Raw genomic sequence first — 13549 nt, forward strand, 5'->3', positions numbered from 1 at the left:
CTAGCACCGTCCCCGGTCCGCGACATCAGCCTCCCGTGGCCCGCGGCGAACCGGCGGCCCCTGCGCCCGCCGGGCCTACAGCCTCCCGGCCGCCTTCAGCGCGAGGTAGCGGTCGGCCAGCGCCGGGGCCAGGCCCTCCGGGTCGGCGTGCACGACCTCCACCCCCAGCCGCGCCAGCAACCGGGCCGTGCGGTCCCGCTCGGCCGTCGCGGCCTCGGCGGCGGCGGCGGTGTAGACGGCCTCGGCGTCGGAGCGGCCGCGCGCCAGCCGGGTCAGGGCCGGGTCGTCGACCGCGGCGAGGACGACGGTGTGCCGGGTGGCGAGCTGCTCCAGCACCGCCAGCAGGCCGGAGTCCAGGACGGAGGAGTCCAGGGCCGTGAGCAGCACCACCAGCGAGCGCTGGCGGGCGGTGGTGCGGACCTCGGTGGCCACGGCGTCCCAGTCGGCCTCCACCAGGGAGGGCTCCAGCGGGGCCAGCGCCTCCACCAGGGACGGCAGCAGGTCACCGCGGGTGCCGCCCCGCACCCGCGCCCGGACCCGCCGGTCGTGGGCGACCAGGTCCACCCGGTCCCCGGCGCGGGCGGCCAGCGCCGCGGTCAGCAGCGCCGCCTCGATCTGGGCGTCGAGGCGGACGGCGACCGCGGCCGGCACCCCCGCCCCCGCCGGGTCGCGGGGGTCGCCGGGACCCGCCAGCCGGGCCGCGGAGGTGCGGGAGGTGTCGACGACCAGCAGCACCCGGCGGTCCCGCTCGGGTCGCCAGGTGCGGACCACCACGGCCTGCCGGCGCGCGCTGGCCCGCCAGTCGATGGAGCGGACGTCGTCGCCGTCGACGTACTCGCGCAGCGAGTCGAACTCGGTGCCCTGGCCGCGGTGCTGCACGGAGCTGCGCCCGTCCAGCTCGCGCAGCCGGGCCAGGCGGGAGGGCAGGTGCTTGCGGGAGGCGAAGGGCGGCAGGACCCGCAGCCGCCCCGGCACCGGCGCCGAGCGCTGCCGGGCGGCGAGGCCGAGCGGGCCGGCGCAGCGCAGCGTCACCCGGTCGCTGAGGCGGTCCCCGCGCCGGTTCGGCACCAGGACGGTCGTGAACCGGCGCCGCTCCCCGGCCGGCAGGTCCAGGCGGTGGCGGGAGGAACGGGCCCCCGCGGAGGGGACCCACGCGTCGCGCAGCACCCCCCGCACCCGCCGGCCGCCGGTGTTGGTGACCAGCAGCTCCGTCTCGCGGGGCTCGCCCAGGCGCACCGCCGGCAACGGCGACCGCTCCACCCGCACCCGGCGCGGGGAGGGGGCCAGGACCACGTCGAGCGCGACGAGCAGCGCGCTCAGCAGGGCCCACAGCCAGAACGAGGTCCAGCCGGGCCAGGCCACGACCAGCACCAGCCCCGCGAGGACGAGCAGCACGGCCCGCCCGGTCACCGCCACCCCGGTCACGGGCGCGTCAACGCGGGACGGGCACGGAGCCGAGCACGGAGTCCAGGACCGCGTCCACGCTCACCCCGTCCAGCTCGGCCTCGGGACGCAGCTGCACGCGGTGGCGCAGCGTCGGGCGCGCCAGCGCCTTCACGTCGTCGGGGGAGACGTAGTCGCGCCCCGACAGCCACGCCCAGGCGCGCGCCGTGGCCAGCAGGGCGGTGGCGCCGCGGGGGGAGACCCCCAGCGCCAGCGACGGCGAGCTGCGGGTGGCGCGGCACACGTCGACGACGTAGCCGATGACCTCCCGCGAGCACTGCACCCGCCGCACGGCCGCGGACGCGATCGCCAGCTGCTGCGGGGAGGCGACCGCGCGCACCCCCGCCGCGGCCAGGTCGCGCGGGTCGAACCCCGTCGCGTGCCGGGCCAGCACCTCCACCTCGTCCTCGCGCGGGGGCAGCGGCAGGGTCAGCTTCAGCAGGAAGCGGTCCAGCTGGGCCTCGGGCAGGGGGTAGGTGCCCTCGTACTCCACCGGGTTCTGGGTGGCGGCGACGATGAAGGGGTCCGGCAGCGGGCGGGGTTCGCCCTCCACCGAGACCTGCTTCTCCTCCATCGCCTCCAGCAGCGACGCCTGCGTCTTGGGCGGGGTCCGGTTGATCTCGTCGGCGAGCAGGATGTTCGTGAACACCGGGCCCTCGCGGAAGGAGAACCGCGAGGTCTGCGCGTCGTAGACCAGCGAGCCCGTCACGTCGCCGGGCATGAGGTCGGGGGTGAACTGCACCCGCTTGGTGTCCAGCGCCAGCGCCGCCGAGAGGCTGCGCACCAGCAGCGTCTTGGCCACCCCCGGCACGCCCTCCAGCAGCACGTGGCCGCGGCACAGGACGGCGATGACCAGGCCGGTGACGGCGGCGTCCTGCCCGACGACGGCCTTGGCGACCTCCTGGCGGACCGCCCGCAGCGCCTGCCGGGCGTCCTCCACCTCGGGCCCCTCGGCCGCGCTCGGGGGCGGGGCGGTCTCGGGGGTCACGGGCTCGCTCACTGTCCAGCGTCCAATCGTCGGCTCGGGGTGCCACGCACGTCGTCCTCCAGGGTGTCCAGTTCCAGGGCCAGCCGGACCAGCGCGGGGTCGTCGCGCGGGGAGGTCCCGGCCAGCAGTTCCCGCACGGCGGGGGCGGGGCGCCCGGTCAGCCACGCCACCTGGTCGGCGACGTCCTGCACCGGGGCCCGCGGGTCCAGGCCCACCCAGCCCCGCAACCGCCGCAGCGTCGCCCGGCGCAGCTCGTCGGCGGCGCGGCCGGAGGCCCCGGCGCTGGCGTACAGCCGGCCGTGGCCCTCGACGGTCTCGGCCGCGCGCACCACCACCGGCAGCGGCTCCTCCACCAGCCGCCCCAGCCGCCGCCCCCGCCACAGCACCGCCACCACCGCGGACAGCAGGACCAGCGCGACGGCGGGGAGGAACCAGCGGGGGACGAGGTCCAGCAGCGGCACGGTGGGGGAGTCGGTGTCCAGCGGGTCGGGCAGGTACCAGACCAGCTCCGGCTGCGCGCCGAGGGTGCGCAGCGCCAGCGTCCCGTTGCCCTCCCGGTCCGCCCAGCGGTTGGTCAGCAGCGCCGGCTGCCCCAGGACGGTGAGCGGGCCCGCGCCGGAGCGCTCCACCCGCGCGTAGGAGCCGCCGTAGCAGGTGCGCGCGTCGCCGGTGCCCGCGTAGGTCGGCCCGCCCGCGCGCGCCGTGCCCGCCGCGGCGGGGTCGGCGACCTCGCAGCCGGGGGCGCGGTCGCCGGCGGCGGCCGACCCCGCCCGGCGCACGTCGGGGGTCAGCGCCGCCAGCGCCGCGTCGCCGGGGCGCAGCAGCACCAGGTCCGCGCCGGAGGCGGACAGCGTCCGCAGGCGCGCCGCGGAGAGCAGGTCCGGCTGCGTGACCAGGACCGTCGCACCCCGGGCGCGGGCCCCCTCCAGCGCGCGGGTCGCCCCCGCGAAGGAGCGGGCCTCGGTGACCTCGACGCCCTGCTCCGCCAGCACCCGGGCCACCGCCCGGGCCCCGTCGGGCGCGACCGAGTCCGGGGCCAGGGCCTCCTCGCTGGTGCGGGGGCCGAGCAGGGCCAGCAGCAGCAGGACCGCCACGACGCCCACCCCGAGCGCCACCAGCCCCCGCCAGCGGCGCCAGCCCGCCGCCGCGCCCGCGTCGGCGGCGGGGACGTCGAGGACCGTGCTCACGCGCTCACCGCGGGACGGGTCGCGGCCACCGCGCGGACGACCTCGCGCAGGTCGCCGTCGGTGCCCGCCCCGGCGCTCCGCCCGCCGTAGCGGACGTCGTCGAAGGTGCGCGCGGCCCGGGTCAGGCCCTCGGCGCAGCCGGGCAGCGACGTCGCCGCCCGCGCGGCGAGCTCACCGGCGGTGCTCCCGGGCCGGGGGTCGACGAGGGTGCGCTCCTCCAGGGAGCGGACCAGCCCGCGGAAGCGCTCGGCCACGGCGAGGTCCCAGTCCCCGGCCGCCGCCGCGGCGTCGGCGCGGGCGAAGTGCGCGCGCGCGGGTTCGGGGGCGGCGTCGAAGACCGCACCGGGCTCGCGCTGGCGGGCGCTGCGCCGCACGGGCCCGCCGACCAGCAGGACCACCGCGACGACGGCGGCGAGCAGCAGCACGACCACGACGACGCCCGTCCAGCTCGTCCCCAGCCCCGGCACCCGGACCTGGGAGAGCCAGTCCTGCAACCACTCCCAGGCCCGCGCCAGCCACGACCCCTGGGCCTCGCGGTACTCCGGACCGGCCAGTTCCCGGGCCAGCCACTCCCGCCCGCGCGCCCGGTCGGGGGCCACGGGGACCCCCGCCAGCAGCCGGCTCACCGCTCCGACGCCCGGTGCAGCTCCACGTCGAGACCCTCGCGGCGCATCCGCAGGTCCACGTAGAGCAGGGCCGTGACCGAGGCCAGGAACGGGTACGCCACGACGCTGCCGATGATCGAGCCCAGCGTCGAGGTGGTCTGCGACACCGCGAACCAGACCGAGTCCGGGTCGCCGCCGTCGACCCCGCCCAGCACCGTCCCCACGGCGCCGAAGGGCACCGCCACGGCCGTCACGACGACGTAGGTGACGATCGTGGTCAGCAGCAGGATCCCGAAGGTGCGCCAGAAGGAGCGCCGGACCAGGGCGGCGGACCGGCGCAGCGCCGCCCTCACGCCGAGCCCCTCCAGCAGCATCGCCGGGGTCGCCATCGACCACCGCACCCAGAGGAACACCCCGCCCGCCAGCCAGGCGAGCAGGCCGAGCAGCAGCGCGACCACCCCGGCGCCGGTGACCAGGTCCGAACCGGAGAACACCACCAGCAGCACGCCGGGGGCCAGCGCGAGCGCCCCCACCAGGGCGGTGCCCAGGGTGATGACCAGCGACAGCCCGATCAGCGGCAGCAGCCGGCCCCGGCAGGTGCGCCACAGCTCCCCGAAGCCGATGGTGCGCCCGAGCACCGCGCGGCTGACGCTGACGATGAGCATCCCGTTGAGGACGAGGACGGCCACGGCCTGCAGCACGGAGGTGAGGACCAGCAGCGGCACCGTGCGCTGCAGCGAGGAGAAGAGGTCCTCCACCCCGCCGCCGGCGGCCTCCAGCCGGTTGAGGGCCCCGACGAGGTCGCGGGTCGTGGCGTAGGTCGCCACCAGGGTCACGAAGGAGGTGAGGACCACGACCACCGCCGACAGCCCCACCATCACCCGCGGGTTCTGCCGGAACGCGCGGAACGCGCCGTCCCAGATCTCACCCAGGCCCAGCGGCCGCAGCGGCACGATGCCCGGGCGGGGGGCGGCGGGCCGCGGCGGGCCCGGCTGCGGGGCGCCCGGGGGCACCGGCGCGGGGGCTCCCCACCCGGAGGGAGCGGGCGGACCGGCCGCGGGGTCGGGCGGGCCGGGGACCGCGGGGGGTCCCGGGACGGGGTCCGGGGCACCCTCGTCCGGACGTCGCCACTGGTCCATCCCCATCGCCCGAACGCCCCCGCACCGCCAAGATCCACCCGATCGCCGGTGACCCATCGTGCCAGAGGAGGCTCCCCCCGGCGTGGTGGTCACCCGGTGACGCGGCCGCAGCGGGCAGGATGGGGCCATGAGGGGACGCGTCCTCGTGGTGGACGACGACACCGCGCTCGCCGAGATGCTGGGGATCGTGCTGCAGGGCGAGGGCCTGGAGACCCGCTTCTGCGCCGACGGCGACCAGGCGGTCGGTGCCTTCCGGGCCACCCGGCCGGACCTGGTGCTGCTGGACCTGATGCTGCCCGGGACCGACGGCATGGAGGTGTGCCGTCAGATCCGCGCCGAGTCCGGCGTGCCCATCGTCATGCTCACGGCCAAGAGCGACACCGTCGACGTCGTCCTCGGCCTGGAGGCCGGCGCCGACGACTACGTCGTCAAGCCCTTCAAGCCCAAGGAGCTCGTCGCCCGGGTCCGGGCCCGGTTGCGCTCGGCGGGGGAGCGGCCCCCGGAGACGCTGCGCATCGGCGACCTCACCATCGACGTCGCCGGGCACTCGGTGCGCCGCGACGGCCGCTCGCTGCCGCTGACGCCGCTGGAGTTCGAGCTGCTGGTGACCCTCGCCCGCAAGCCCTGGCAGGCGTTCACCCGCGAGCTGCTGCTGGAGCAGGTGTGGGGCTACCGCCACGCCGCCGACACCCGCCTCGTCAACGTCCACGTCCAGCGGCTGCGCTCGAAGATCGAGCGCGACCCCGAGCACCCCGAGATCGTCGTGACCGTCCGCGGGGTGGGGTACCGCGCCGGGCCGCTGTGAGCGGGCACCCGTGAGGTGGGTCCTGCGGGCGCTGGCCCGCTGGCGGGCCTCGCTGCAGCTGCGCGTGGTCGTGCTGACGACCCTGCTGGGTCTCGCCGTCGTCGTCGGGGTCGGCTCGTTCCTCCTCGACGGCATCGCCGACGGCCTCGTCACCGAGCGGCAGGAGGTCGCCCTGGCCGACGCCGCGCGCGGCGCGCAGACCGCCCAGCGGCAGTTCGACGCGGCCACCACGACGGACTCCGCCGAGGTCGAGCAGCTCGCCGGCGACGTCGTCTCCTCCCTGGAGGGGGCCGGTCCCGACCGCGTGCGCGGGGTGGTCCTGCTGCGCGCCAGCGACTCCTCCGACACCAGCGGCAACGGGCAGGTCGTCGTGCGCGACATCGCCTCGGAGGGGCTGGAGGCCGACGACGTCCCGCCGGCGCTGCGGGAGGCCGTGGTCTCCTCCGACGTCCAGCAGCTGCAGATCGTGGACCTCTCCGAAGGCCGGGGCGCGCCCTCGCTGGTGGTCGGCTCCACCGTGACCCTGCCCCGGGCGGGGCGCTGCGAGCTGTACTTCGTCTACTCCCTGGCCAGCGAGGAGGCCACGGTCTCGCTGGTGCGCACGACGTTCGTGGGCGGCGGGATCGCCCTGGTGCTCCTCGTGGGGGCCGTGGCCTGGGTCGTGGCCCGGATGGTCGTCGAACCGGTCCGCGAGGCCGCCGGCACCGCCGAGCGCCTCACCGGCGGCCACCTCGACGAGCGCATGCGGGTGCGCGGCAGCGACGACCTGGCCCGGCTCGCGCGCGCCTTCAACGAGATGGCCGCGGGCATGCAGCAGCACATCGAGCAGCTGGAGGAGCTCTCCCGGGTGCAGCGCCGCTTCGTCTCCGACGTCAGCCACGAGCTGCGCACCCCGCTGACGACGATCCGGATGGCCGGTGAGGTCCTGCACGACGCGCGCGGCGGGTTCGACCCCGCGGTGGCGCGCTCGGCGGAGCTCATGCTGACCCAGCTGGAGCGGTTCGACTCGCTGCTGTCGGACCTGCTGGAGATCAGCCGCTTCGACGCCGGTGCGGCGGCCCTGGAACCGGACCCGCAGGACGTGCGCGTCCTGGTGCACCGGGTCGTGGAGTTCACCTCGACCCTCGCCGAGCGCCGCGGCAGCCGGGTCCTGCTGTCCGAGCCGGCCTCGCCGTGCACCGCGGAGGTCGACTCCCGGCGCATCGAGCGGGTCCTGCGCAACCTCGTCGGCAACGCCATCGAGCACGGGGAGGCCCGGCCCATCGAGATCACCGTCGTCTGCGACGAGCACGCCGTGGCCGTGGGGGTGCGCGACCACGGCGTCGGGCTGGAGCCGGCGCAGCTGCCGCGGGTCTTCGACCGGTTCTGGCGCGCCGACCCGGCCCGGGCGCGCACCACGGGGGGCAGCGGGCTCGGGCTCGCGATCGCCCTGGAGGACACCCGGCTGCACGGGGGCTGGCTGGAGGCGTGGGGGCGGCCCGGGCAGGGCTGCCACTTCGTCCTGACCGTGCCGCGCACGGCGGGGCGGGCCCTGCGGTCCTCGCCGCTGCCGGTGGTCCCGCTGGGCTGGCGCGAACCGGTCGCGGCGCTGCCGGCCGGGCGCGGCGCCCCCGCCCCGGGGTCCCCGTGAGCGCGCGCCGGGCGAGCGGGCGCCGGGGGCGGGCGTGGCCCGCGCTGGCCCGGGTGCTGGCGCCCGCGCTGGTCCCGGTCGCGCTGCTGGCCGGCTGCGGCGGCGTCCCGCGCTCCAGCGACGTCGTCAGCGGCTCCCCCGTCGAGGAGGACCCCCGGGCCGGTCTGCTGCAGGTCCTCCCCGACGGCCCGGAGGACGACGCGGGCGCGGTCGACGTCGTGCGCGGCTTCCTGCTGGCGGCGGCCTCGGCCGAGGACGACCACGCGGTGGCCCGGGAGTTCCTGGGGCCCGCGGCGGCGCAGTCCTGGCGCCCGGACGCGGGCACGACCATCGTCGCGGCCGACCCCGGCCTGGCCCTGCTCCAGCAGGACGGGGACTCCGCCGTGGTGGCGGTCACCGCGGCCGTGCAGGCGCGGGTGGACGCCGCGGGCCGCTACGCCGAGGAGCCCCCCGGCACGACGCTCACCTCCTCGCTGCACCTGTCCCGCGTCGGAGGCCGGTGGCGGGTGACCGACCCCGCCGACGGGGTCGTGCTCACCGCGCTCGACGCCTCGCGCACGCTGCGCCCCTTCCCCGTCTACTTCGCCACCGCCGGACCCTCGCCGCGCCTGGTCGGCGACGTGCGCTGGTTCGGCTACGACTCCTCCACCGCCACCCGCGTCGTGGCCGCGCTGCTGCAGGGGCCCTCGCCGTGGCTGGCGCCGGGGGTGTCCACGGGGGCGCCGGCGGGCACCGGGCTGCGCGTCGGCACCGTCCCCGTGGAGGCGGGGACGGGCACGGCGACGGTCGACCTCTCCGACGCCGTCCTGGGCGCCGACCCCGCCGAGCGGGGCCTGCTGCTCTCCCAGCTGCGCGCCAGCCTCTCGGGCCTGCCCGGCGTCGACGACGTGCAGGTCACCGTGGACGGGGCCGAGCTGACCCGCGCCCCGGGCGCGGCGGGGGCGGACGTGCCCCGCTCCGCGGTCGTGGCCGACCCGCGCCTGGTCGCCCTGGGCCCCGAGGGGCTCTCGCGCCACGACGGGGACCGGTTGCGGCCGGTGGCGGGCACCGGGCCGGGTCTCGACCTCGCCGGGGCGGCCGCGCACCCCGCGGCCGCGGCGGACGCGAGCGCGTTCGCGGTCCTCACCGACGGGGGCCGCACGCTGCGGGTGCAGCGCCCCGGCGGGGAGCTGGAGGTCGCCGTGGGCGGGCAGGGCGTCCTGGCGCCGCCCTCGATCGACCGCTTCGGGTGGCTGTGGACGGCCCCCGCCACCGCGGGCGCCGCACCCCTGGTGGTGCCCACCGCGGCCCCGGAGACACCGGCCGCGCAGGTGGTCCCGCCGGCGGAGGGGCTGGGCTCGGTCCAGCGCGTGCGGGTCTCGCGCGACGGCGCGCGCCTGCTCGTGGTGGGCCGCGACGCCGCCGGGGTCGCCCACGTGCGGGTCCACGGCATCGTCCGCGACGCCGGCGGCAAGCCGCTGCGCCTGGGGGTGGGGACCGCCGACCTGGTGCCGGGGGCCGGTGAGGTCCTCGACGCGGCGTGGCTGGTCGAGGACGAGCTGGTCGTCCTCGTCCGCCCCCCCGGGGCGGACCCGGTGCCGGTGCTGGCCGAGGTGTCGGGGCCGAGCACCCCGCTGCCTGCGGTCCCCGGCGCGGTGGCGGTCGCGGGCGGCTGGACCGACCGCGACGTGGTCGTCGGCACCGCCGACGGGCGCCTGCTCAGCCGCAGCGGCGCGGACTGGATCGCCGTCGCCACCGGCCGCGACCCCGCCTACCCCGGCTGAGGCGCCCCGGGCCCCCGGGACCAGCGGGGACCGCCGGGGTGACGTCCGCGCGTGCACGGGACGCCGCGCGGGGCAGGCCGGTGGACGGCGGGGGGACGGCGGGGGACGGCGCCGGGCGGGACCGGCAGGCTGCCCCGGTGACCCCCGGACCCCTGCTCGCCGCCGCCGACCTCGTCTGGCCGGCCGACTGCGCCGGCTGCGCCCGCCCCGGCACCGCCTGCTGCGTCCCGTGCGGGCGGGCCCTGCGCGCCGGCGCCCGCTCGGCCCTGCCCGACGGCACCCCGGTGCGGGCCTGCGCCGCGCACGACGGGCCCGCCCGGCAGCTGCTGCTGGCGGTCAAGGAGCGCGGCCGGGCCGAGCTGCGCGGGCGGCTGGCCGGGGCGCTGGTCCCGGCGCTGCACGACCTCCTCCCGCACGGGCCCGTGGACCTCGTCCCCGTCCCGGCCCGCCGGGCCAGCCGCCGCGCCCGCGGCGGGGACCTGGTGGCCGACCTCGCCGCCCGCACCGCCGCCCTCGCCCGCCGCCGGGGGCGCGACGTGGCGGTGGTCCGGTCGCTGCGGGTGGTGCGCCGGGTCGTGGACCAGACCGACCTGGACGCCGCGGGCCGGCAGGCCAACCTCGCCGGGGCCTTCGCGGTGCGCGGGCCCGCCCCGGGGCGGCCGGTCGTCGTCCTCGACGACGTCGTGACGACGACCGCCACGGCCGCGGAGGCCGTGCGGGCCCTGCGCGCGGGCGGGGCCCCGGTGCTGGGGGTGCTCGCGGTGACGCTCGCGTGAGCACGCCCGGGGCGCAGCGGTCCGCCGGGTCCACCGCTCCGCCGCGCCCGGACGCCGTGCACCTGGGCACCGGGGCGGAACGGGGTCTAGCGTGTGTGCATGGCAGCCCTCACCGGCGTCAGGTCGGGTGGATCCCCGGCGGTGCCCGAGGTCGGGCCCGCTCCCCGGGGTGCTCGAACCTGCCGGTGCCTGCCTGCTCACCGCGCGCTCCCCGCGGGGGTGGTGCGCGGCACGAGGTGACGGTCCGAGGCGGGCCGGCCCCACGTGCCGGTGCCGCCAGTTCGAACGAGGGAGGCATCCCGTGGAAGTTGTGGTCACCGGACGGCACACCGACGTCAAGGAGAGGTTCCGGCGCCACGTCGAGGACAAGCTGGAGAAGGTCGTCCAGTTCGCCCCGCGCGCCCAGCGCATCGACGTCGAACTGTCCCACGAGAACAACCGCCGCCAGGCGAGCAGTTCCGAACGCGTCGAGATCACGGTGCGGGACAAGGGACCGGTGGTGCGGGCCGAGGCCTGCGCCGACGACCCCTACGCCGCCCTGGACCTCGCGACCACGAAGCTCTACGAGCGGTTGCGCCGTTCCCGCGACCGGCGCAAGGTCCACCACGGCCGGCACCGGCCCACCTCGGTCCACCAGGCCACCGCCGGGTTGTCCGACGAGGCGCTGAGCGGGTACTTCGACCCCGACCGCCCCCTCGCCGAGCAGGTCGAGCACGCCGACCACGACGCGAGCGGGGTGCCGACCCCGGCGGTGATGGCCGGCTCGAAGCCGCCGACGGCGGCACCCGCCGACGCCGAGGCCGCCGACGCCTCCCCGGTGGTCATCCGGGAGAAGACCCACGACGCCGTCCCGATGACCCTGGACCAGGCCCTCTACGAGATGGAGCTCGTCGGCCACGACTTCTACCTCTTCGTGGACGCCGCGACCGGCGCCCCGAGCGTGGTCTACCGCCGTCGCGGGTGGGACTACGGGGTGATCCACCTCGACGTCCGCACCGACGAGGCGGGAGCGGAGGACCACCGCTCCGCCGGGGACGCGCTCGGCGCCGCCGTCGCGGCCGCCGTCCGCTGACCGCCGTCCGCTGAGCGCCGGGCCCGGGCGCCGCTCCCGCGAGGGGGTGGCGCCCGGTGCCGTCCGTGCCAAGATCGGGGACGCCGCGGCGTCGAGGGCGCAGCGGTCGCCACGACGAGGGGACGACCACGCGATGACGGATGCGACGACCGGCGCGAGCACCGGGGGCCGGGCGGGCGAGGCGATCCGGGTGATCGTCGTGGACGACCACTCGCTGTTCCGCCGCGGGCTGCAGATGGTGCTCTCCACCGAGGACGACATCGACGTCGTCGGCGAGGCCTCCGACGGCGCCGAGGCTCTGCGCCGCGTGGAGGAGCTCCTGCCCGACGTGGTGCTCATGGACGTGTGGATGCCGCGGCGCTCCGGCATCGACGCCTGCGCCGAGATCAAGGCGGCCGCCCCCTCCACGCGCATCATCATGCTGACCTCCTCCGAGGAGGAGGAGGACCTCTTCGGCGCCGTCCGCGCCGGCGCCAACGGCTACCTGCTCAAGGACGTCCCCGCCGAGGAGGTCGCCGACGCCATCCGCGCCGTGGTGACCGGGCAGTCGCTCATCACCCCCAAGATGGCCGGGCTGCTGCTGGGCGAGTTCAACGCGATGCGCCGCCGCGACGAGGAGCGCAACCTCGGGCTGCCCGGCGCCCCGCGGCTGTCCCCGCGCGAGCTGGACGTGCTGCGCCTGCTGGCCCGCGGCATGGCCAACCGGGAGATCGCCGGGTCGCTGGGGATCAGCGAGAACACCGTCAAGAACCACGTCCGCAACATCCTGGAGAAGCTCCAGCTGCACTCGCGCATGGAGGCCGTCGTCTACGCCGTGCGGGAGAAGATCGTGGAGCTGTCGTGACGGCGGGCCGCCCGGCCGTCCCGCCCGCGGTGGAGGAGATCACCGCCCGCCAGGCCCGGCGCGCCGCCCTCGCCGCGCAGGGCTTCAGCCGGCGGCGCCCCGCCACCGTCACCGCGGCCGGGGTCTCGCGGGTGCTCGACCGCCTGGGCGTCGTCCAGATCGACAGCGTCAACGTCCTCTGCCGCAGCCACTACCTGCCCTTCTTCTCCCGCCTGGGTCCCTACTCCACCGACCTCGTGGACCGGGCCGCGAACCGCGGCCCGCGGCGGCTGGTCGAGTACTGGGCCCACGAGGCCAGCTACGTCGCCCCCGCCACCCACCGGCTGCTGCGCTGGCGGATGGACCGCGTCGCCGACGACGCCTGGGGCAGCGTGCGCAGCATCGCCACCGAGCGCCCCGACCTGCTGGAGGCCGTGGTGGAGCACGTCGCGGTGCACGGGCCCACCACCGCGCGACGGCTCGAGGCGGCCCTGACGCCGCAGGGCACCCGCCCCACCGAGCACTGGGGCTGGAACTGGTCCGACGTCAAGCGCGCCTGCGAGCACCTCTTCTTCGCCGGCCGCCTCTCCGCAGCCGGGCGGACCCGGCAGTTCGAGCGGCTCTACGACCTCACCGAGCGGGTCCTGCCCGCCGCGGTCGCCGCCCTCCCCGTCCCCGACCCCGCCGACGCCGTCCGCGAGCTGGTCCGGATCGCGGCCCGCGCCACCGGCGTCGCCACCGAGCCCAGCCTGCGCGACTACTTCCGCCTCAGCCCGCAGCGGTCCCGGACGGCGGTGGCCGAACTCGTCGAGGCCGGGGAGCTCGAACCCGTCCGGGTGCGGGGCTGGGCCGCGCACCGCCCGGCCTACCGGGTCCCGGGCACGCCCGCGCCCCGGGTGCGGGCCCGCGCGCTGCTCACCCCCTTCGACCCCCTGGTCTGGCACCGCGAGCGCACCCGGGAGCTGTTCGGCGTCGAGGTCCGGCTGGAGTTCTACGTGCCGCGCGAGCGCCGGGTCCACGGCTACTACGTGCTGCCCTTCCTGCTGGGGGAGGACGTCGTCGCCCGCGTGGACCTCAAGGCCGACCGGACCGCCCCCGCCCCGGACGGGACGGGACTGCTGCGGGTGGAGGCGTCCTGGGCCGAACCCGGCGCCCCGGCGGAGACCGCCGCCGAGCTCGCCGAGGAGCTGCACGACCTCGCCGGCTGGCTGGGGCTGGCCGGCGTGGTGGTCGCCGAGCGGGGCGACCTGGCCCCCGCGCTGTCCCGCGCGGTGGCGGGGACGTTCCGGCGTTCGGGTCACTGACGCGCGATCGCCTC

Annotated in this window: 12 protein-coding genes; 7 read left to right on the plus strand and 5 right to left on the minus strand. The window is 77.8% G+C overall.

The genetic code is table 11. The annotated features are described in order from the left end of the window. Positions 1-75: 75 nt before the first annotated feature. From KRAD_RS14790 to KRAD_RS14810, 5 genes are read right to left on the minus strand one after another with little or no spacing between them, the layout of a single operon-like run. A complete protein-coding gene (locus tag KRAD_RS14790) occupies positions 76-1416 on the minus strand; it encodes a DUF58 domain-containing protein (protein WP_041293283.1) in 1341 nt (446 codons plus the stop codon). A 16-nt stretch (positions 1417-1432) separates the two neighbouring features. Beyond that, the gene (locus KRAD_RS14795; RefSeq protein ID WP_012086436.1) at positions 1433-2431 is read right to left on the minus strand and encodes an AAA family ATPase; all 999 of its coding nucleotides are present in this window, start codon (positions 2429-2431) and stop codon (positions 1433-1435) included. 8 nt (positions 2432-2439) lie between these two features. Beyond that, positions 2440-3618, minus strand: coding sequence for a DUF4350 domain-containing protein (locus tag KRAD_RS26430; RefSeq protein ID WP_012086437.1), 1179 nt, complete (start codon positions 3616-3618; stop codon positions 2440-2442). Continuing rightward, positions 3615-4244, minus strand: coding sequence for a DUF4129 domain-containing protein (locus KRAD_RS14805; protein ID WP_012086438.1), 630 nt, complete (start codon positions 4242-4244; stop codon positions 3615-3617). The genes KRAD_RS26430 and KRAD_RS14805 overlap by 4 nt, the downstream gene beginning before the upstream one ends. Further along, positions 4241-5236 (minus strand): glycerophosphoryl diester phosphodiesterase membrane domain-containing protein, encoded by a 996-nt coding sequence (locus KRAD_RS14810; RefSeq protein ID WP_012086439.1) that lies wholly within the window; start codon positions 5234-5236, stop codon positions 4241-4243. Before KRAD_RS14810 ends, KRAD_RS14805 begins: the two co-directional genes overlap by 4 nt. A 253-nt stretch (positions 5237-5489) precedes the next feature. On the opposite strand from KRAD_RS14810, the gene mtrA reads away from it, so the two are divergent. The 7 genes from mtrA (at position 5490) to KRAD_RS14845 (ending at position 13535) form a co-directional block, all read left to right on the plus strand. Then, the gene (gene mtrA / locus KRAD_RS14815) at positions 5490-6167 is read left to right on the plus strand and encodes an MtrAB system response regulator MtrA (protein ID WP_012086440.1); all 678 of its coding nucleotides are present in this window, start codon (positions 5490-5492) and stop codon (positions 6165-6167) included. A 10-nt stretch (positions 6168-6177) separates the two neighbouring features. Beyond that, positions 6178-7797, plus strand: a complete 1620-nt coding sequence (gene mtrB / locus KRAD_RS14820; RefSeq protein ID WP_012086441.1) for an MtrAB system histidine kinase MtrB — start codon at positions 6178-6180, stop codon at positions 7795-7797. Next, positions 7794-9560: an LpqB family beta-propeller domain-containing protein gene (locus tag KRAD_RS26060; protein ID WP_012086442.1), complete on the plus strand. Its 1767-nt coding sequence runs from the start codon at positions 7794-7796 to the stop codon at positions 9558-9560. Before mtrB ends, KRAD_RS26060 begins: the two co-directional genes overlap by 4 nt. A 137-nt stretch (positions 9561-9697) precedes the next feature. Beyond that, positions 9698-10336 carry a ComF family protein gene (locus KRAD_RS14830; RefSeq protein ID WP_157873609.1) on the plus strand — a complete coding sequence of 213 codons (639 nt, stop codon included), beginning with the start codon at positions 9698-9700 and terminating at the stop codon, positions 10334-10336. 301 nt (positions 10337-10637) lie between these two features. After that, the gene (gene hpf / locus KRAD_RS14835; protein ID WP_012086444.1) at positions 10638-11408 is read left to right on the plus strand and encodes a ribosome hibernation-promoting factor, HPF/YfiA family; all 771 of its coding nucleotides are present in this window, start codon (positions 10638-10640) and stop codon (positions 11406-11408) included. 133 nt (positions 11409-11541) lie between these two features. After that, positions 11542-12252, plus strand: a complete 711-nt coding sequence (locus KRAD_RS14840; protein WP_012086445.1) for a response regulator — start codon at positions 11542-11544, stop codon at positions 12250-12252. Next, positions 12249-13535: a winged helix-turn-helix domain-containing protein gene (locus KRAD_RS14845; protein ID WP_012086446.1), complete on the plus strand. Its 1287-nt coding sequence runs from the start codon at positions 12249-12251 to the stop codon at positions 13533-13535. The genes KRAD_RS14840 and KRAD_RS14845 overlap by 4 nt, the downstream gene beginning before the upstream one ends. Positions 13536-13549: the final 14 nt, after the last annotated feature.

Source organism: Kineococcus radiotolerans SRS30216 = ATCC BAA-149, assembly GCF_000017305.1.
Lineage (GTDB): Bacteria > Actinomycetota > Actinomycetes > Actinomycetales > Kineococcaceae > Kineococcus > Kineococcus radiotolerans.